Source organism: Caballeronia insecticola, assembly GCF_000402035.1.
GTDB classification, from domain to species: domain Bacteria; phylum Pseudomonadota; class Gammaproteobacteria; order Burkholderiales; family Burkholderiaceae; genus Caballeronia; species Caballeronia insecticola.
Window position 1 is genome coordinate 489,275 of the sequence record NC_021294.1, and the last position, 18,867, is coordinate 508,141.

General features: G+C 61.8%; 18 protein-coding genes. 11 read left to right on the plus strand and 7 right to left on the minus strand.

What is annotated here, in order from left to right; all coding sequences use genetic code 11:
- Positions 1 to 7: 7 nt before the first annotated feature.
- The 4 genes from BRPE64_RS16355 to BRPE64_RS16370 form a co-directional block, all read right to left on the minus strand.
- Complete coding sequence (locus BRPE64_RS16355; RefSeq protein ID WP_016354582.1) at positions 8 to 844, minus strand: ABC transporter permease; 837 nt, start codon at positions 842 to 844, stop codon at positions 8 to 10.
- A gap of 17 nt (positions 845 to 861) precedes the next feature.
- On the minus strand, positions 862 to 2,124 hold the full coding sequence (locus BRPE64_RS16360; RefSeq protein ID WP_044042309.1) for an ABC transporter permease: 1,263 nt from the start codon (positions 2,122 to 2,124) through the stop codon (positions 862 to 864).
- Positions 2,125 to 2,195: 71 nt separating this feature from the next.
- Complete coding sequence (locus BRPE64_RS16365) at positions 2,196 to 3,242, minus strand: ABC transporter substrate-binding protein (protein WP_016354584.1); 1,047 nt, start codon at positions 3,240 to 3,242, stop codon at positions 2,196 to 2,198.
- Positions 3,243 to 3,328: 86 nt separating this feature from the next.
- Positions 3,329 to 4,441 (minus strand): ABC transporter ATP-binding protein, encoded by a 1,113-nt coding sequence (locus tag BRPE64_RS16370; RefSeq protein WP_016354585.1) that lies wholly within the window; start codon positions 4,439 to 4,441, stop codon positions 3,329 to 3,331.
- Between the two features lie 194 nt (positions 4,442 to 4,635).
- Here BRPE64_RS16370 and pdxR point away from each other — a divergent pair, with 194 nt between their 5' ends.
- The 6 genes from pdxR (at position 4,636) to BRPE64_RS16405 (ending at position 12,987) form a co-directional block, all read left to right on the plus strand.
- Positions 4,636 to 6,123, plus strand: coding sequence for a MocR-like pyridoxine biosynthesis transcription factor PdxR (gene pdxR / locus BRPE64_RS16375; protein WP_016354586.1), 1,488 nt, complete (start codon positions 4,636 to 4,638; stop codon positions 6,121 to 6,123).
- A 466-nt stretch (positions 6,124 to 6,589) separates the two neighbouring features.
- Complete coding sequence (locus BRPE64_RS16380; RefSeq protein WP_016354587.1) at positions 6,590 to 7,141, plus strand: fimbrial protein; 552 nt, start codon at positions 6,590 to 6,592, stop codon at positions 7,139 to 7,141.
- Positions 7,142 to 7,246: 105 nt separating this feature from the next.
- Positions 7,247 to 7,990 carry a fimbrial biogenesis chaperone gene (locus BRPE64_RS16385; RefSeq protein ID WP_016354588.1) on the plus strand — a complete coding sequence of 248 codons (744 nt, stop codon included), beginning with the start codon at positions 7,247 to 7,249 and terminating at the stop codon, positions 7,988 to 7,990.
- Positions 7,991 to 8,216: 226 nt separating this feature from the next.
- Positions 8,217 to 9,554, plus strand: a complete 1,338-nt coding sequence (locus BRPE64_RS33205) for a FimD/PapC N-terminal domain-containing protein (protein ID WP_016354589.1) — start codon at positions 8,217 to 8,219, stop codon at positions 9,552 to 9,554.
- Between the two features lie 3 nt (positions 9,555 to 9,557).
- Positions 9,558 to 11,675, plus strand: coding sequence for a peptidase domain-containing ABC transporter (locus tag BRPE64_RS16400; protein WP_044042310.1), 2,118 nt, complete (start codon positions 9,558 to 9,560; stop codon positions 11,673 to 11,675).
- Positions 11,668 to 12,987 carry a TolC family outer membrane protein gene (locus tag BRPE64_RS16405; RefSeq protein ID WP_051180442.1) on the plus strand — a complete coding sequence of 440 codons (1,320 nt, stop codon included), beginning with the start codon at positions 11,668 to 11,670 and terminating at the stop codon, positions 12,985 to 12,987. The genes BRPE64_RS16400 and BRPE64_RS16405 overlap by 8 nt, the downstream gene beginning before the upstream one ends.
- 10 nt (positions 12,988 to 12,997) lie before the next feature.
- Here BRPE64_RS16405 and BRPE64_RS16410 read toward each other — a convergent pair whose 3' ends face one another.
- Positions 12,998 to 13,579 carry a TetR/AcrR family transcriptional regulator gene (locus tag BRPE64_RS16410; protein ID WP_044042311.1) on the minus strand — a complete coding sequence of 194 codons (582 nt, stop codon included), beginning with the start codon at positions 13,577 to 13,579 and terminating at the stop codon, positions 12,998 to 13,000.
- 115 nt (positions 13,580 to 13,694) lie between these two features.
- Between BRPE64_RS16410 and BRPE64_RS16415 the strand changes: the two genes are divergently transcribed.
- Positions 13,695 to 14,162: a nuclear transport factor 2 family protein gene (locus BRPE64_RS16415; RefSeq protein WP_016354593.1), complete on the plus strand. Its 468-nt coding sequence runs from the start codon at positions 13,695 to 13,697 to the stop codon at positions 14,160 to 14,162.
- Between the two features lie 21 nt (positions 14,163 to 14,183).
- Here the strand turns inward: BRPE64_RS16415 and BRPE64_RS16420 are convergent, their stop codons facing one another.
- On the minus strand, positions 14,184 to 15,206 hold the full coding sequence (locus tag BRPE64_RS16420; protein ID WP_044042315.1) for a transporter: 1,023 nt from the start codon (positions 15,204 to 15,206) through the stop codon (positions 14,184 to 14,186).
- A 274-nt stretch (positions 15,207 to 15,480) separates the two neighbouring features.
- On the opposite strand from BRPE64_RS16420, the gene BRPE64_RS16425 reads away from it, so the two are divergent.
- The 3 genes from BRPE64_RS16425 (at position 15,481) to BRPE64_RS16435 (ending at position 16,962) form a co-directional block, all read left to right on the plus strand.
- On the plus strand, positions 15,481 to 15,849 hold the full coding sequence (locus BRPE64_RS16425) for a hypothetical protein (RefSeq protein ID WP_016354596.1): 369 nt from the start codon (positions 15,481 to 15,483) through the stop codon (positions 15,847 to 15,849).
- Between the two features lie 86 nt (positions 15,850 to 15,935).
- Positions 15,936 to 16,367, plus strand: coding sequence for a response regulator (locus tag BRPE64_RS16430; protein WP_016354597.1), 432 nt, complete (start codon positions 15,936 to 15,938; stop codon positions 16,365 to 16,367).
- Positions 16,368 to 16,686: 319 nt separating this feature from the next.
- Positions 16,687 to 16,962 (plus strand): hypothetical protein, encoded by a 276-nt coding sequence (locus tag BRPE64_RS16435; protein ID WP_016354598.1) that lies wholly within the window; start codon positions 16,687 to 16,689, stop codon positions 16,960 to 16,962.
- Positions 16,963 to 17,096: 134 nt separating this feature from the next.
- On the opposite strand, the gene BRPE64_RS16440 is transcribed toward BRPE64_RS16435, so the two are convergent.
- A complete protein-coding gene (locus BRPE64_RS16440) occupies positions 17,097 to 18,056 on the minus strand; it encodes a chemotaxis protein (protein WP_016354599.1) in 960 nt (319 codons plus the stop codon).
- Between the two features lie 350 nt (positions 18,057 to 18,406).
- Between BRPE64_RS16440 and BRPE64_RS16445 the strand changes: the two genes are divergently transcribed.
- A complete protein-coding gene (locus BRPE64_RS16445) occupies positions 18,407 to 18,847 on the plus strand; it encodes a CBS domain-containing protein (protein WP_016354600.1) in 441 nt (146 codons plus the stop codon).
- Positions 18,848 to 18,867: the final 20 nt, after the last annotated feature.

Below are 18,867 nucleotides of genomic sequence, written 5' to 3' on the forward strand. Positions count from 1 at the left end.
TTCGATACTAAGCAACCGCCCGCGCGGCAGCCCGACCGCGCAACCATTCGAGCGCCAGCAGCAAACTCGTCGAGAACACGATGAGAATCGTCGCGAGCGCGGCGATCGTCGGACTGATGTTTTCGCGGATTCCGGTAAACATCTGGCGCGGCAGCGTCGTCTGATCGGCGCCGGCCAGAAAGAGCGTGACGACGACTTCATCGAACGAAGTTGCGAAAGCGAACAGCGCGCCCGAGATCACGCCCGGCGCGATAACCGGCAGCGTCACCCGGAAGAACGTCTTCAGCGGGCTCGCGCCGAGCGACTGGCTCGCGCGCACGAGGTTCATGTTGAAGTTTTGCAGCGTGGCGGCCACGGTCGTCACGACGAACGGCACGCCGAGCGCCGCGTGCGCCAGAATCAGCCCGAAATACGTATTGGCAATGCCGAGCGGCGCGAAGAACAGATACATGCCGACGCCGACGACAATCACCGGCACGATCATCGGCGAGATCAGGATGGCCATCAGCACGCTCTTGCCGATGAAATTTGCCTTGGTCAGCCCGACCGCCGCGAGCGTGCCGAGAATCGTCGCGACGAGCGTCGCCGACGGCGCCACGATAAAGCTGTTCTTCGCCGCCATGCGCCATTCGTCCGACATGACGAGGTTGTGGTACCAGCGCATCGACCAGCCGGGAATCGGATACACCAGAAACGTGCTCGACGAGAACGACAACGGCACAATGGCCAGCACGGGCAGGATGAGATACAGCAGCGTCAGCACGCAGATGATGCGCAACGCGAAATACCAGATGCGCTCGACGGCGGACGTATGCGGCGCGAACAGCGGTTTGGCGAGTTTCATCGCGAGGTTTCCTGTCGTTATCCCAGGCTCACGTTCGAGCGCGTGAAGCGGCCGTAGATCACATAGAGCACCAGCGTCGCGGCGAGCAGCAGGGCGCCGAGCGCGCAGGCCATGCCCCAGTTGATCGTGACGTTGGTGAAATAGGCGATGTAGTAGCTCACCATCTGGTCGTTCGGGCCGCCGAGCAGCGCCGGCGTGATGTAGTAGCCGATCGCGAGGATGAACACGAGCAGCACGCCCGCGCCGATGCCCGGATACGTCTGCGGCACGTACACGCGCCAGAACGCCGCGAAGGGGTGACTGCCGAGCGAAACGGCCGCGCGCTGATAAGTCGGCGGGACGGACTTCATCACGCTGTAGAGCGGCAGGATCATGAACGGCAGCAGGATGTGCGTCATCGAGATATACACGCCCACGCGGTTGAACAGCAGCGCGAGCGGCGAGCCGATCAGGCCGGCGCTGAGCAGCGCGGTGTTTACGAGGCCTTCGCTTTGCAGCAGCACGATCCACGCGGCGACGCGCACCAGCACCGAGGTCCAGAACGGAATCAGCACGAGCACCATGACGAGGTTGGCACGGCGTGCGGGCAGCGTCGAAATCCAGTAGGCGAGCGGATAGCCCAGGAGCAGCGCGAACAGCGTCACGCCCACGCCGATGACGAACGTACGCACGAAGACGTTGATATAGATCGACTGATCGGGACCGGCGTGCACGATATTGCCGAAGCCGTCCTGCTTGTGATCCAGCGACGCGAGCACATAAAACGGCGAATAGCGGCCCGCGTTCTTCGCAATGGCCTGCCAGTAGGCGGGATCGTTCCAGCGCTCGTCCAGTTCGACAATTTTTGCGCGGATTTGCGGGGCGGCGAGGGGCTTGCCGTCGTCGCCGGTGAGCGGCATCGCGCGGGCGGTCTTCGCGACCAGCGAGCGATAGCCGGGGATTTCGGTATTGAGACGGCGCGCCAGCGCGCCCATCGATTCACCGTCCGAGATGGTCGTCAGGTCTTGCGCGAGCGCGGCGTAGGCTTCGTCCGTTGGCGGCGTCTTGCGGTCCCATTGAGCGAGCGCGGCGCCGGTGTGCGGCAACGCGTTGGCCACTTCCGGATTTTCGATCGCACGCGTGAGCAGCGCGCCGATCGGCACCACGAAAATCAGGAACAGGAAGATGGCGAGCGGCGCGATCAGCAACAGCGCCATTGCGCGCTTTTTCGCGTCGGCGACCTTCAGTTCGCGCTTCAGACGCGCGCTCGATTCGCCCGATTCATCCGCTGGAATCGTCATGGTGTTCACGCTTGAATCTCCTTTTCGGTCGCGCTTCGCCGAAGCGCGACCGTCATGCAGCCCGAAGGCGCTTACTTCGACGCCCAGGCGGTGAAGCGCTGCTCGAGTTCGTCGCCGTGGTCGGTCCAGAACGCCATGTCCTGCAGCACGGCGTTCTTCGCGTTGGCGGGCGAGTTCGGCATGTCCGCCTGCGTCTTCGCATCGAGCGCGGCGATCGCCGCCTTGTTCACCGGACCGTAGGCGATGTTCTTCGCATAGACTTCCTGCGGCTTCTGCGACACCGAGTAGGAGATGAACTGCGTGGCCGCGTCCTTGTTCGGCGAACCCTTCGGAATGGCCCAGTAGTCGAGGTCGTAGATGCTGCCGTTCCACACGACCTTCAGGTTCTTGCCTTCCTTGCGCGCCGCGTCGATGCGGCCGTTATAAGCCGTGGACATCACCACATCGCCCGCGACCAGGAATTGCGGCGGCTGTGCGCCCGCTTCCCACCACTGAATGCTCGGCTTCAGTTCGTCGAGCTTCTTGAACGCGCGGTCCGCGCCGGCCTTCGTGCCGAGCACCTTGTAGACGTCTTTCGGCGCGACGCCGTCAGCCATCAGCGCGAATTCGAGGTTGTAGCGCGCGCCCTTGCGCATGCCGCGCTTGCCGGGGAATTTCTTGGTGTCCCAGAAGTCCGCCCAGCCGGCCGGGCCGGACTTGAGCTTGTCGGCGTTGTAGGCGAGCGCCGTCGACCATACGAAGAAGCCGACGCCGCAGGTTTGCGGCGACTCGGACACGAGGTCCGATTTCTTGCCGATCTTCGACCAGTCGAGCTTTTCGTAGAGACCTTCGTCGCAACCGCGGCCGAGATCGCCCGATTCGACTTCGACCACGTCCCAGTTCACGTGCTTGGCTTCCACCATCGCCTTGACCTTGGCCTGTTCGCCGTTGTACTCGACGGCCGTGACCTTGTTCTTGGTCGACTGCTCGAACGGCTGATTGAACGCGACTTTCTGCGCGTCGCCGTTCGCGCCGCCGAAATTGACGACGGTGATATCCGCCGCGTTCGCGACGGACGCGGTCGATGCACACACGAGCGCGGCCGCCGCCGCCATGGAGCACAGTGCGAACTTCTTCATGATGGTTTCCTCTGTCTGCTTGGTTTTATCGATGGACTTGCGGGTGGAAGACGAAGCGCTTCATGGCGGAAGCGGCCGAACTCGGATCAGGCGAACACGCGCAGATGCTCGGGCGCGAATTCGAGCGCCACGGGCGCGCCGGGCGTGAAACCGTCGAGCGCCGGGGTGCCGAGCGGCACCTTAACGAAGCACTCGTCCTGCTCGCGCACGCCGCAGCGCATGCGCACGTGATCGCCGAAATAGATGAGACTTTTTGCTTCGCCGGGCAGCGCGTTGAGCGCGTTTCCGCTTGCATATCCATTCGCAAGTCCATTGCCTGAAGTCAGCTTCATGCGCTCGGGACGGATGCAGGCGATGGCGGACGCGCCGGGCTTGGCATTCGCGACATTGAGACCGGACACGCGCGTGCCGTCCGCGAGCCGGATGTCGCAGTAATCGCCTTGTGTTTGCTCGACAGTGCCGCGCAGCCGGTTGCTGTCGCCGATGAAGTTCGCGACGAACTCGTTGCACGGCGCTTCATATAGATGATCGACGGTGTCGAGCTGCTGGACGATGCCCTTGTCGAACACCGCGACACGGTCGGACATGGTGAGCGCCTCGCCCTGATCGTGCGTGACGTAGACGAAGGTGACGCCGAGCTTCTCGTGCAGCGCCTTGAGTTCGATCTGCATGTGCTCGCGCAGTTGCTTGTCGAGCGCGCCGAGGGGTTCATCCATCAGCACGAGCTTGGGCTCGAACACGAGCGCGCGGGCGAGCGCGATGCGCTGCTGCTGGCCGCCCGACAATTGCGCCGGATAGCGTTTCGCGAAGCTCTCCATGCGCACCATCTTGAGCGCGTGATCGACACGATGCGCACGCTCTTCGGACGACATCCTGCGCACCGTCAGCGGATATTCGACGTTCTGCTGCACCGAGAGATGCGGAAAGAGCGCGTAGTTCTGAAACACCATGCCGATGTCGCGCTTGTGCGGCGGCACCTTGTTGAGCAGCTTGCCGTCGAGCCAGATCTCGCCGCCCGTCGGGAACTCGAAGCCCGCGAGCATCATGAGGCAGGTTGTCTTGCCGGAGCCGGACGGCCCGAGCAGCGTGAGGAATTCGCCCTGATAGATATCGAGATCGAGCGATTTGACGACGAGCGTCTCGCCATCGTACGTCTTTCGAACGCCGCGAAAGCTGACGATCACCTGATCGGATTTCATCTTCCGTGTCTCCTTCGGGAAAACCCCATTGCTTCCGAGTGCCGCCATGCGCGTTCAGGGAATCGGAAAATTTTTCTAGTGCACGCATTAACTATAGCCGCACACGGTTCTAGAATGGGGAGCCATTTCAATAATCAAAATGGAACCACTTCGCTGCGGCCGGGCAAGCGGTTTCAGGTGCGGGAAGACACATCATGGATACCATCATCCTCGCCGACTGGCTGAGCGCGCGCATCGACCGCTCGGCCGCGGAACCGATGTATCGACAGGTGCTGGAAGGCATGCAGCAGGCCATCCTGACGGGACAACTCGCGCCCGGTACCAAACTGCCGAGCTCGCGCACACTGTCGATCGATCTGGGCATTGCGCGCAATACGGTGTTGCATGTCTATGAGCAGCTAACCGCCGAAGGTTACGTCACCTCGGCAACCGGCAGCGGCACCTATGTCGCGGATACGGCGCCGAGCGAGGGCGCCGTGACGAAGGCGCAGGCGGAAGAAGCGAAGAAGCCGTGCACGATCTCCCGCCGCGGCGAGCGGCTGATCGCGCAGGCAGGCGTGTCGCCGAAGCAGTGGGGCGCGTTCATGCCCGGCGTGCCGGACGTCGCCGAGTTTCCGGCGCGCACCTGGAGCCGTCTGCAAGCCCGGCTCTGGAAGCGTGCGAGCCCCGAGTTGCTCACCTACGCGCCGGGCGGAGGCTATCGGCCGCTGCGCCGCGCGCTGTCGGACTATCTGCGCGTCGCGCGTTCGGTCAAATGCCAGCCGGACCAGATCATCATCACGACGGGGATTCATCAGTCGATCGATCTCGCCGTGCGCCTGCTCACCGATTTCGGCGACCGCGCGTGGGTCGAGGAGCCGTGCTACTGGGGCGTGCGCAGCGTGTTGCAGTCGTCGGGGCTGACGCTGGTGCCGATTCCCGTCGACGAGGAAGGGCTCAATCCCACCGAACGCGACATGGCCACGCCACCGCGTCTCGCGCTCGTGACGCCCTCGCATCAGTATCCGCTCGGCATGGTGATGACGCTCGCGCGCCGCCGCGCGTTGCTGGAGTTCGCGCGGCAGCACAAGGTCTGGATCATCGAGGACGATTACGACAGCGAGTTCCGTTACGGCAGCCGTCCGCTGTCATCGCTGCAGGGGCTCGACGACGCGGGGCAGGTCATTTACGTCGGCAGTCTCGGCAAGATGCTGTACCCCGGCCTCAGGATGGGCTATATGGTGGTGCCGGACAATCTCGTCGATTCGTTTCGCACCGGCGTGGCGGAGCTTTACCGCGAGGGACAGCTGATGCAGCAGGCGGTGCTCACGGAGTTCATTCTGGACGGGCACCTCACGTCGCACGTGCGACGCATGCGGGGACTCTATGGCGAGCGGCGCGAATTGCTGATCGATGCGATCGGGGCGCGTTTCGGCGACTCGCTCGCCGTGCGCGGCGACGAAGCCGGTCTGCACTTCGTGCTGGAACTCCCGCAATCCGCCGACGACCGTGCGATTGCCGCCGCTGCCATGGCGGCGGGTGTCGTGACGAGGCCGCTCGTCAATTACTACATGAACCAGAACGAAGCGGTCCGAGGGCTGATGCTGGGCTACGCCTGTGTGCCGAACGAGCAGATCGCGCCCAATTTTGCCCGGCTGGCGGACGTCATCGAGCACGCGTCGGCGCCGCTTACCGTGGCTTGAATCATGCAGAGTGTGTCGTTGCCTGGTAGCTGGCCGATTCGACTGTCGGTAGCTACGCAAATCAAGTCAATATTAGGTATGCGTAAGAATGATTAGTTGTTCGAAATCATACTTTCAGGCGTTGACGCACTTGACCGTGCCCCGAAGCATGGTAATACGCTGAGACTGTTGGCCGATCCTGTGTGTGTTTTTTCCCACATCGGTGGACAATTCGAAGTAAAAATTTCAAAAGTAAGAAATTTCGCGTAAACAAGTTAGAAGGTTTGATGCAATATCTCATCGCGCCTTTCATGCTTGAATTGATTGTTTGGTATTCCTAATCAACGGCTGACAAGCAAGAAGTGACAAGCATCGGAATACGCGAGTCCGGCGTGGAGGTGCGGGTAGCCCGGTTTTCCATCTGGCGTTAAACGAGAGCAGCCCCACCGTAAACCCCAGCTATAGATAATCAATTGGAGTACTAAGAATGAAGAGCTTTGCTATTTCTGCGGTTGCTGCAGCCGCGCTGGGCCTGGTGTCGGCGGGCGCCCATGCCGACTCTGGCACGATCCAATTCAACGGCGAATTGATTGCCGGTACCTGCGACACCGACGTCGACGGCGGCGGTTCGGCTGACGGCACGGTCAAGCTGCCGGCAGTCCAGACTCGGGATCTGACGGGCGCATCCGGCAAGATCACGGGCGGCGATACCAGCTACAAGGTCATTCTGAAGAACTGTACCGCGATTACGGGCTTCAGCAAGGCGCTGGTGTTCTATCAGGCAGGGGCAACGGTTGACCCGGTTGACGGCCGACTGATCGTTCAGCCGGGTGGTGCCGAGAACGTCAAGATCGAACTGTTGAATCAAGACGGCACCCAGATCAAGGCGGGCTACGCAACCGATCTGCAGAACTCCAAGGCGGTCGATATCTCTTCGGGTGGCGCCACGTTGTGGTACATCGCGCGCTATTACGCCACGGGTCAAACGACCGCAGGCGCTGCAAATTCGTCGGTCGTCTACAGCGTCGCTTATCAGTAAATCGAGTTTTCTCGGGCGGCCTTCGCTTGAGCGAGGGCTGCGAAAAGGCGGGTGCATGCCCGCCTGTCTTTGTAATTAAGTCGGGTTAGGAGCTGCGTCGGCACTATGAAATTGGCAAAAACATTGGTAAAGATCGCGACCGCGTGTGTCGTGCTGTTGGGTTTATCTGCCCAGGCAAACGCATCGGTGGTGATCGCCGGAACGCGCGTCGTCTATAACCAGAGCGATTCCGAAGTCACGGTCAAGTTGACCAATACGGGCAAGCTCCCGGGGCTGATCAAGGTATGGCTGGACAAGGGCGATCCAGACGCGAAACCCGACACGATCGAGGTTCCGTTCACCATCACGCCTCCGCTGATGCGAATCGATCCGACGAAGTCGCAAACGCTGCGCATCATGTTTGCCGGTGATCCATTGCCAGCCGATAAAGAGTCGATCTTCTACCTGAACGTGCTTGAAGTGCCGCCGAAATCCACGGGCGACGGGGCCTCATCGAATCAACTGCAACTGGCGTTTCGTACGCGTATCAAATTCTTTTATCGCCCGACCGGCCTGAAGGAACAATCCGTCGACGCTCCCGGGCATATCGTCTGGCATCTGAAGAAGCAAGGTGCCACCAACATGATTGAGGCGTCGAATTCGACAGAATTCCACGTTTCATTCGACAACGTCCAATACACCGATGGAACCCGCAATGCCGCCTTTATGGAGGGGGGTATGGTGGGTCCCGGCGAAACAAAGGATTTCCCTCTCAAGGGCGATTTGCCAGGCGCCGGTGCCAAGGTCAAGTGGACGGTCATTAACGACTATGGCGGACCTCAGCATGGTGAATCCACCATGTCGCCCTAAACGTTCAATCGGCCTTAACCGAAGTATGTGGCGGAACGCGTAGCGCTAACGTAGTCGCCTCCGATCAATTCGAACCGAAGCATGAGCGTGCGTGATAACCGCATGCGGGACACGTTCATGCGTAAATTTCGAAGTACTAAGAGCTATTATGCATCTCCGTAGATCTCACGCGTCTGGATCGCGCTTAAGCCCGATCAGTATTGTCACGCTGCAGGCGATAGCCGCGATGGGCGTCAGTGCGCACGCGTGGGCCGACGCGCCACAACACTTCGCTCAGGTCGAGTTCAACGATCAGTTTCTTGACGCAGGAGGGTCCGACAAGGTCGACATCTCCCGTTTCAACAAGGGGCAGCAGGTTCTGCCGGGCACCTATCGGGTGGAAGCGTTCGTCAACGAACTGTGGCGGGGCAAGTTCGACGTCGAGATTCGCGAAGCATCGCCGGGATCCGGCGAGATGCAGCCTTGCTTCAACAGCGATCTGCTGGAACGCGTCGGGGTGGACCTGAGGAAGCTTTCGCCGGAAGCGACCGCGAAGCTCGAATCCGCGGGTAAGGCCTGTCTGGTTTTGTCGGACCTGATCCCGAGCGCATATGCCTCGTTCGACGGCGGCGAGCAGCGAGTCGATATCAGCTTGCCGCAGATCGTCATGTTCAGCCGCGCGCGCGGCTACGTCGACCCGAAGTACTGGGACGAAGGCGTTCCCGCCGCTACCCTCCAGTACAACGCGAACGTCTATCACAGTTCGGCCGGCGGCTATGCCAACGACACGCAGTATCTCGGCGTGATCGGCGGCCTGAACGCAGGTCCGTGGCGCTTCCGTTATCAGGGCAACCTGACGAACTCCAATATCGGCGGCCAGCACTATCAATCGGTGCAAACGTACGTTCAGCGCGGCTTTAGCGATATCAAAAGTCAGTTGACGGTCGGCGACACCTTCACCGATGGCGCGCTCTTCGATAGCTACGGGGTGCGCGGCGTTACGCTGCGCGAACTGGACGCGCGTCATACACGTGATGTTCAGGACGTCCGGACGCGCTTCGAACAGGAACGGCAGGACGTCACCATATCCGCCCCGAAGGGCGGCACTGTCACGTTCTCTGGACTTGTCGCGGGTCGCATGCTGGCGGCCAGCGATGTCGCGCTGGTAATCGCGACGAAGGAAAACGGCCCGTTGCGGGCGGCGTTGAGTATTCCGTCGCGTCGTCGAGGTTTCGTGCGGGAAGGTCAGACCATCAGACTCAAGTTCGATGCGTTCCCCTACGCCAAGTTCGGCACCTACGAGGCGCACATCGACTCGATCTCGGGTACGACGGTTCTCCCCGCGAGCCCGCCGAGCCCGCCCGGTACGCCGGGCGGTTCAGACCCGGTGGAAGAAACGCCCGGCGCGAAGGACTCCGACGGCGACTATCTGGCCTGGGCGACATTGCGCAGCAATACATTCGATTTCGACGGGCAACATTTCGCGATTCTCCCGGGGATGCGCGCGACGGCAAGTATTGTCGTCGAGCGCAGGTCGATCGTTGAGTGGGTGCTGGCGCCGCTGTTCCGAATGCTGAGAGGTTGAGTTTTGCGAGTTATTTATCAGAATGAAGTCGCCGAGTGCGGATACGCATGCCTCGCGATGGTGTTGTCGAATCTTGGACGCGCTACCGAAGTGCGGGAGTTGTCGGCGCACAAGCCGATTTCGGCGAACGGTCTTTCCTTGATGGACCTGTACGACGTGGCCATCGAATACGGACTGGCGGTGCAGGCCTTTCGTTTCGATCCTTCGCATTTGTCGCAGGTGAAGAAAGGCTCGATCATGCATTTCGGCGGCGCCCACTTCGTCGTGTTCGAGAAGATCAGCCGCGGCTACATCAGCATCATCGATCCCGCGACGGGACGGCGGCGCGTGTCGATGGACACGTTCCGCTCGGCCGTATCGGGCTTTCTGCTGGAGTTCGCGCCGACGCCGGAGATGCCGCGCATTCGCGCGAAATCCCGCGTTCCGGCGGCGCTCGCCCGTGTTCGCGCGCTCAATCCGCAGCTCAGAAAGCAGATTGGCAAGGTGCTGTTCGTCGCGTTGGGCAGCCAGTTCGCGATTCTCGCGATGCCGTATTTCGGCAATCTCGTGCTCGATTACGTCGTCGCCGCGGACAACCGCAATCTGTTGAATACGCTCGTCATAACGTTCGCCAGCATTTTCCTGCTGGGCGCGCTAAGTGAATACGTCCAGAAGTATCTGACCGAGCTGCTTTACAACCTGACGCAGATCAACTCGACCGCAGGTCTTGTTGGTCACTTGCTGCGCAATCCGATGTCCTGGTTCGAAAAGCGCCACGTCGGCGATGTGTTCGCGCGGGTGAAATCCCAGGATGAAATCAGCATCTTCGCGACGCGTACCGCGGTCTCGCTCTACATCGATCTGACCGTGGGCACGATCGCGCTGATGCTCATGTTGATTCAGAGTCCGCCGCTCACCGCCATCGCACTGGTCATCTTCGCCATGTACGTGATCGTCGCGTTTTGCATGTATCCCGCCATGCGCGATACGGCTGCGCTCGTGATGGAGACATCCGCGCGCTGCGACGATTCGATGATCGAGACCATTCGCGCGGCATCGTTGCTCAAGCTCGCACAGGGCGAGACGCGGCGCACGGCGATCTACATGACGCTTTTCAAGGCCTACGCATCGGCGGTCCTTCAGCGCAGCCGGCTCACCTGCACACGCGACGCGATCCTCAAGCTGGTCAATTACGCGGACACGATCATCATTACGTGGCTCGCGGCTCAACTGATGCTTGGCGGGAAGGTTTCGGTCGGTGTGTTCTATTCCTTCCTGATTTACAAGTCGCTCATGTCCGAGCGGCTGGCCAGCGGCATCAACGCAACGTTTCAGTACTTCATGCTGAGCGTTCCGACGGCGCGCGTCGACGATATCGTCGAATGCGAGAACGAGCGTTATACGCCGCTCACCGACACGCAACGCGCAACCGAAGTGCGGCAATTCGAGCAGATCCAGGTGCGTGATGTCACGTTCACCTACGGGATCTCCGATCAGCCGGTGCTGCGACACGCGAACATCGACATCCGCAAGGGCGACAAGATCGTCATTACCGGTCCGTCGGGTAGCGGTAAGTCCACGCTGTTCAAACTGCTGTCGGCGTCCGAGCCGCTGCAGGAAGGACAGATTACGCTGAACGGCATCGCGTGGCCGAATCTTGCCGTCGATGAAATTCGCCGTCATCAGGCGCACATGCGCCAGGGCGACATCATCCTGCACGGTTCGATCGCGGACAACGTGACGCTCTTCGCCGGACAGACTGACGACGACCGCATCCACGCGATCCTCGAACAAGTCGGATTGCTTCCGGACATCATGAAGCTGCCGATGCGTACGCGCACCATCATCAGCGACACCATCGCGAATATTTCCGCCGGGCAGCGGCAGCGCCTCCTTCTGGCGCGCGCGCTCTACCAGCAGCGCGAAGTCCTGCTGCTCGACGAGCCGACATCGAACCTGGACCCGGTCTCGGTTCAACATGTCGCAGCGCTGTTGCGCGGGCTCGATCGCACGGTGGTGATCATTACCCATGACATGTCGCTCGCGTCGTGGTTCGACATGCGCTATCGCTTTGAAAACGGAACGCTCGTGCGTGAAGGGGATTCGCAAGCGGTGGCCTCGCCGGAAATGCTTCATGCTTAAACGGACGCTCACAACCTGGGCTGTGGCGTCGGCCCTCGGATGCGCGCACGCCGCGCGGGCCGAGGACCTCGCTACTATCGTCCAGCAAGCACTCGATTACGATGCACAACTGGCCCAGGCGCGCGCCGATTACGAGGCGACGAAGCAATCGGTGCCCATCGCGCGCGCGGCCTTGCTGCCCCAGATCACGGGCGGCTGGGGGCGGGCGTACAACCGCATCGACATGGACGGCTTCCCCAGGCAGGCCTATTGGCAGAGCGGCTGGCTCGTCAACGTGTCGCAACCGCTCTTCGACTGGAGCCGGTGGGCAGCCTATCGTCAGGCCGATCTCGTGGTGGCGCAGGGCGCCGTCGATTTCGCGGGCGCGCAGCAGGACTCCATGCTTCGCGCGGTCCGTGCTTATTTCGACGAACTCGCCGCGGAAGACGAAGTGAAGCGCTCGGCGGAATACCTGAAGGCTATCGACATTCAGCGCGATCAGGTGAGCCGCAAACGCGCGGCCGGCGAGGCGACGCTGATCGACACGCAGGAGGCCGAGACCGCGCACCAGCAAGCTCAGCTGCAAGTGATGGATGCGCAACAGGATCTGGGCGTCAAGCAGCGCGTGGTGCAGCAAGTGACCGGGCGCGCGTTTCCCGGGCTGAGCGCACTGCCGCCTGGCATCGCTTTGCCCAGTCTCACCGAAAGCGAACAAGTCTGGGCGGATCAGGCGAAGGCTTCGGGTTATGGCGTGCAGTCGAAGCAACTCGGCTGGGAAATCGCCAAATACGATTCGACCAAAGCGCGCTCGGCAGGCTATCCCACGGTCAACCTGGTGGGCAGTTATTCGCCGGCGGGCGCGGCGGGGGGCTACTCGCGCCCGACCACGACGACTACCGCCATGTTGCAAGTGCAGATTCCGCTCTACGCGGGCGGTGAGATTCAGGCGAAGGTCAAGCAGTCGCTCGCATTAGAAGACAAGGCGGAGCAGGGCTACAAGGCTGCGTCGGTGCAAGCGGAAGCGTCGGCTCGGGATAACTTCGCGCGATACACGCGCGAGCGTATCCGTACCGACTCGCTTACGCGTCTCGTTGCATCGGCGAGCGACACGCTCAACGCGACGCAAATCGGCTACAAGGTTGGAAGCCGCGCGAGCACGGACGTTCTGCGCGCCATCGATACGCTCTACACCGCCAAGCGCGATCTGCTGCGCTCGCGTTACACCGCAATCGTCTCGTTCCTGCAACTCAAGGCCGACGTCGCGACCCTGAGCATGGCCGACATCGATTCGATGAGCGCGACCCTCTGCTGCGCGCCGGCAACCGCGAAGTAAGCCAAGTAAATCACTCGGCGCGCGCGTCGCGCCGGACCGCGCGCACTACGCGCGCGAGCGCCTTCAATGCGTCCGCGGGCGAATCCGCGAATTGCGCCGCGACGATCGCGCCATCCACCGCGAGCGCAAGCGCTTGCGCGTCGGCCTTCGCGGTGCGTGACGCCGGCATGAGCGCGCGAATCGCCGCGGTCATGTCGCGCTTATGGCGCCGCGAAATCTCCATCGCCTGCGGCAGCGTACCGCCGACTTCCACCACCGAATTGATGAACGCGCAGCCGCGATACGCGTCGGCGCCGAACCATTCCGCAAGCGCAGGCACGAGCGCGGGCAGTCTGCCGCCATGACGCTGCAATGCTTCGCGAAACCACGTGATCCAGACCTCGTGCCGATAATCCAGGAACGCGACAATTAACGCGTCCTTGCTCGGAAAATAGCGATAAAACGTCTTCTTCGCGACGCCCGATTCGGCGATCACGCGATCGATGCCTGTGGCGCGAATGCCATCGCGATAGAACAAATCGTGCGCAGTATGAAGAATGCGCGCGTCCGGCGCAAGGTCCACAATATTGGCTGAGACGGAAGCAGTATTCATGCATCCGATTGTAGACAGGTTTGTCTACCTGCGCTAGAGTGCGCCAGGTAGACAGAGCTGTCTACTTCTCGCTGTTCTTCTCGTTGTTCGTCACTCACTTCAAAGAGGACTCGCCATGGAAAGCAAACCGCCGTTCCCGCCGTTCGATGAAGAATCGGCCAAGTTGAAGGTTCGACTCGCGGAAGATGGATGGAATACGCGCGACCCCGAGCGCGTGTCGCTGGCGTATAGCGTCGACACGCGCTGGCGCAATCGCGCGGAGTTTGCGAACGGCCGTGAGGAAGTGGTCGCGTTTCTGCGGCGCAAATGGGCGCGCGAACTCGACTATCGGTTGATCAAGGAGCTTTGGGCGTACACCGGCAATCGCATTGCGGTGCGTTTCGCCTACGAATGGCACGACGACGCCAACAATTGGTATCGCAGCTACGGCAACGAGAACTGGGAGTTCAACGAAGCCGGGCTGATGACGCATCGTCATGCGTCCATCAACGATCTGCCGATCAAGGAAGCGGACCGCAAATATCACTGGCCGCTCGGTCGCCGGCCCGACGATCATCCGGGTTTGAGCGATCTGGGCTTCTGACCGCTCGAACGCTCGCGTGCACTAGAGATTGCGGCTGCGCCGGAACGCCCACCATCCGGCCAGCGCGGTGAAGCTCGCGACGATCACCACCAGCAGCCAGAAGCCGTGATGATTCTCCGCGAGCGGAATGCCGCCGACGTTCATGCCGAAGAAACCCGCGACAATATTGATCGGCAGCGCGAGCACGGTGACGAGCGTCAGCGTAAACAGCGTGCGGTTGCTTTGCTCGTCCATGCGCGTCGCGACTTCTTCTTGCAGAAGCTTGATGCGCTCGACGAGGCCCGCGAGATCGTTCAGCACGAGCGAAAATTCTTCGGTCGCGTCGCGCAAGTCCTGGATGTCCTGCGAGTGCAGCCAGCGCGGCGGCCGCGCGAGCAGCCGGAACACGGAACCGGGCTCCGGCGCGAGCAGCCGCTGCAATCTCACGAGCACGCGGCGCAGGCCGCCGAGATCGGTGCGCGTCTCGGTGACGCGCCGCGCGAGAAAGCGATCCTCGATGCCATCCACTTCGACGCTCGTCCGCCGCACGATATGCACAAGCAAGTCGGCCTGATCGCGCAGCAGATGCGCGAGCAATTCGGCGGGCGAGCGAAACAATTCGCCGCGCCTGACCGACTCGCGCAGCGAATCGACCGAGCGCAACGGCTTGAGGCGCGCCGTGACGAGCAGTTTCTGATGCGTATAGACCCAGAGCGTCGCGATTTCCGAGGGCGTCAACTCGAAGTTGAACATCACGTCGTTGATGACCGCGAAGAGCGCACCTTCCTGGTGCTCGATGCGCGTCGAGTGCGATCCTTCGTGCAGCGTGTCGAAGAACGCGTCGGGCAGGCCGAGACGTCCGCGCATCCAGCGTTCGCACGCGCTGTTCGCCAAATCGAAATGCAGCCAGACGAATTCCTTCGGCGTGTCGTCGCGGGTGAGCCATTCGCTCGCGGCTTCGGCGTCGATCGGCATGCCGGGCTCATCGGCGTGAAATCGGAAGCCACAGACGAGGCCGGAGAAGTCGGAACCGTAGGGCGGTCTTTGCGGGATAGCGGGATTCATGCGGAATTCGGTTGCGGTTCTGATGATTCGGCGGGCGTGCTGCCGGCGTCCGTACGTTGCATGCGCACTGTCCGCGCTAGTGTGCCACCGGTCGCGCCCCGAATTGCGATGACAGGGGTGACGTTAAGCGCGATCGTAACGCGCGAGCGCGGGCGAAACGATCGCGGCGTATGTATCGGCACGCGCAAATACGACTGTCATATTGACGGCGTATCATCGCGCCACGCAAGACGGGCGCACGTGCCGCGCCGCGAGCCAACCTGGGGAGAAGGCAGTGGAAGACAGTGACGATCTGGATGGCACGACGCAGACGACCGCCGGAGGACTGATTCGGCTGGCGTCGGTGATCGCCGTGCTCGCGCGCGAAGGCGTGGTGGACACGCGTTTCGGCGCGAAGCTTTTCAAGCGCCTCGACAAGGAAGCGCGGCGCGTGGCCGGGCACGGCCCGACGCCGCTCGACGAAGTCGACCAGGCGGCGCTTTTCGGCGCGCTCGGCGAACTCGATGTTGCGTTGCGCCAGCGCGACGCGGCGTCGCTCGTCGAAGCGAACGCGCGTCTTCGTGACAGCGAAAGCGAAAGTGAAGGCGCAAGCGAAAACGCGACGGGCAAGCGGCGCAAGAGCAAGAAGGAAGGCGACGTCTGACCAGCACTGACCACGCCTGAGCGCCGCCCGGCTTGTCCGGGCGCGAAACGTGCTGTCGCTTCGGCAAGTGCACTTGTCGAATAGCTATGTCCGTCCTTCTGCATTCCCCTCGATGTGCGCTGTGGACGAACCGCAGCGTAGACGCGGACCACGATGCGTGGCGCATCCTCATCGTCGACGATAACGCCTTCAGCGCCGAGGCCCTCGCGGCCGCGCTCACCTCCGACGGTTTCGATACGCGTTTCGCCCTCTCGGGCGTCGATGCGCTGCATGCCGTCGACGGTTGGGTGCCGGATGTCTTCATTCTCGATATCACCATGCCCGAGCACGATGGCTACGCGACCGCTCGCGTGCTGCGACGGATCGCCCGTACGCGCGACGCGGCGATCATCGCGTTTACGGCGCTCGGCGAGGAGAGCGTGCGGCCGGAAGGCATGCACGCCGGCTTCGACGGCTATTGCCAGAAGGGCAATCCGCCCGCGGCGCTCGTCCGCCTGATCGAACGTCTCGTTCACTGAGATAACGTCGAAAAATCGCGTGAAAACACGCTTTTCGTACGCCCGTTCGACAATTAATTGTTCTGTCCCCGCTGAACGAATTTGCGCAAGCGCGCGCGACGCACCACCCGTCGCGCCTTTACGGGCGGACTTCAGCACGATTTCAGCACGTCCGTGCGGCCAGCGATTGTTGGCGGAGAACGAAAACTGAATTGAAATTTATGGAGATAAAAAATCAATAGTAGGGGTATACACTGCATTCCATCGACGTAGCAGACAGTTTCTCGCAAGACCGCTGCGGCGCTTTCTGAATGAACGTCAACCGTCTTTGGAGCACACCATGACCCGCAATCTCCTCGCTACTCTCCTGATCGCCGCTTCCGCCACCGTCGCTGCACCCGCTTTTGCCAGCGGCTACGGTCCGGCTCCGTTCTACCGTCCGGCAGTCGGCGCGCCGGCATCGCAACAAGGCCCGAGCGCACAAACGATCGCCGCCGAAGAAAACGCTCACGGCACCGACACGCAGGCCTTCGGTGGTTCGCGCGACACGCTGGCGCAATCGGGCAACCGTGCGCAGCAAAGCAACAACCCGCAATCGGTCTTCTTCGGTCACTAATCGATTCAGCCGGCCCGGCCTACCCGCCGGGTTAATCGGCTGAAAGACTGTTTCGGCGCCCGGTCGCGCAGACTCACGAGGTCTGCGCAACCGGGCGCCGATCGTTTTTTGCGGTGGGTTTTCGTCGCCGCGACTCAGGCCGCCCGAACGAGCGCGCCGCGCATCACGTCCGCAAGTTCCGTCGGCTCGAACTTCGATACATACGCATTTGCACCGACCTTGCGCACGTGCTGTTCGTTCGCCGATCCCGACAGCGACGAGTGGATCACCACCGGAATGTGCATCAGATCCGTATCCGACTTGATGCGGCGCGTAAGCGTGAAGCCGTCCATTTCGGGCATTTCGAGATCGGTGAGCACGAGCGCGATCTGATCGGACACTTCCGTGCCGTCCTTCTGCGCTTTTCTCAGCGCCGCTTCGAGCACGTCCCACGCTTCCTGACCGGTTTTCGTCATCACGAAAGGAACGCCCATCGCGGTGAGGCTCTGTTCGATGAGCGCACGCGCCACGCCCGAGTCGTCCGCCGCCAGCACGCGCGCGCCCGGCTTGATGCGCAGACGGCCGGTGTTCGCCTCGGTGATATCCGATTCCTTCGCCGGCAGTACATCGCGCACAATGCGCTCGACGTCCAGCACCTGCGCGAGCCGCGAGCCGTCCACGTTCCCGTCGAGTCGCGCGAAACTCGTCACGGCGCTGCCGCCCGAGTGCGATTCCGCCGACAACACCTGATTCCACTCCAGCCGCACGATATCGTCCACTTCCTCGACCGCGAAGCCCTGTGTCGTGCGCGCGAATTCGGTGACGAGCAGAATCTTCGGCCCGTTCTTCGGACGGCAGCCCGTGATGCGTGCGAGATCGATCACGGGAATGATCTGCCCGCGAATGTCCGCGACGCCGAGAATGTCGCCGCTTGCGCCCGCGACGGCGGTGATCGTCGGCATCGCGAGAATTTCGCGCACCTTGAACACGTTGATGCCGTAAAGCTCGCGCTGTTCCGATCCCGGCGCCTCGCCGAGCCTGAACAGAAGCAATTCGAACATGTTGCTGCCTGCGAGCCGCACGCGCTGCTCGATATCCTGTTGTGAACTGCTCACCTTGTTCTCCGTGTACGGCGCCGCGCGCCGCGTTGCCTTCGTGTCATGCTTGACCTGGCGACGACTTTCCGTCGAATGTCTGCACCGAATGCCTGATTAGCGGCATGAATCGGCGAAACTGTAGGCAGGCGATACGCGCGGCATGCCGCACGTGCTTGCCTCGCCCGTGATCTATACTTTTTTTGAATGGTCGGGTTAATGCCGATGAAGGCGTCGAGCGCAAGGCTTTAGGCTCATCAGTGGCGCAGGACATCCCATCCCAGGCGCAACACCGTTTCCCGCACACAACAACACGCGATCGGCCGGCACGGAAGCGCCGGCAGGCCGCACAAGCCAGTCGGAGGCGCTCGATGGCAACAGTCGCACAGGTTCTGAATTCGAAACCCGAACAGACGGTCTATACGATTGCCGCAACGGCGTCGGTCTTCGATGCGATCAAGATGATGGCCGACAAGCATATCGGCGCGGTGATCGTCACTGAGGGCGACGCGATCGTGGGCATCATGACCGAGCGCGACTATGCGCGCAAAGTCGTCCTGATGGACCGCGCGTCGAAGCAGACGCCCGTGCGTGACATCATGACCTCGCACGTGCGCTACGTGCGCCCGGACCAGACCACCGACGACTGCATGGCCCTCATGACCGAGAAGCGCATGCGCCATCTGCCGGTGATCGACAACGGCAAGCTCGTCGGCATGATTTCGATTGGGGACCTGGTGAAAAACATCATCTCCGAGCAGCAGTTCACCATCCAGCAGCTCGAGTACTACATCCGCGGCGAACATACGTAAGCGGCGCGTCTTGCCGGACT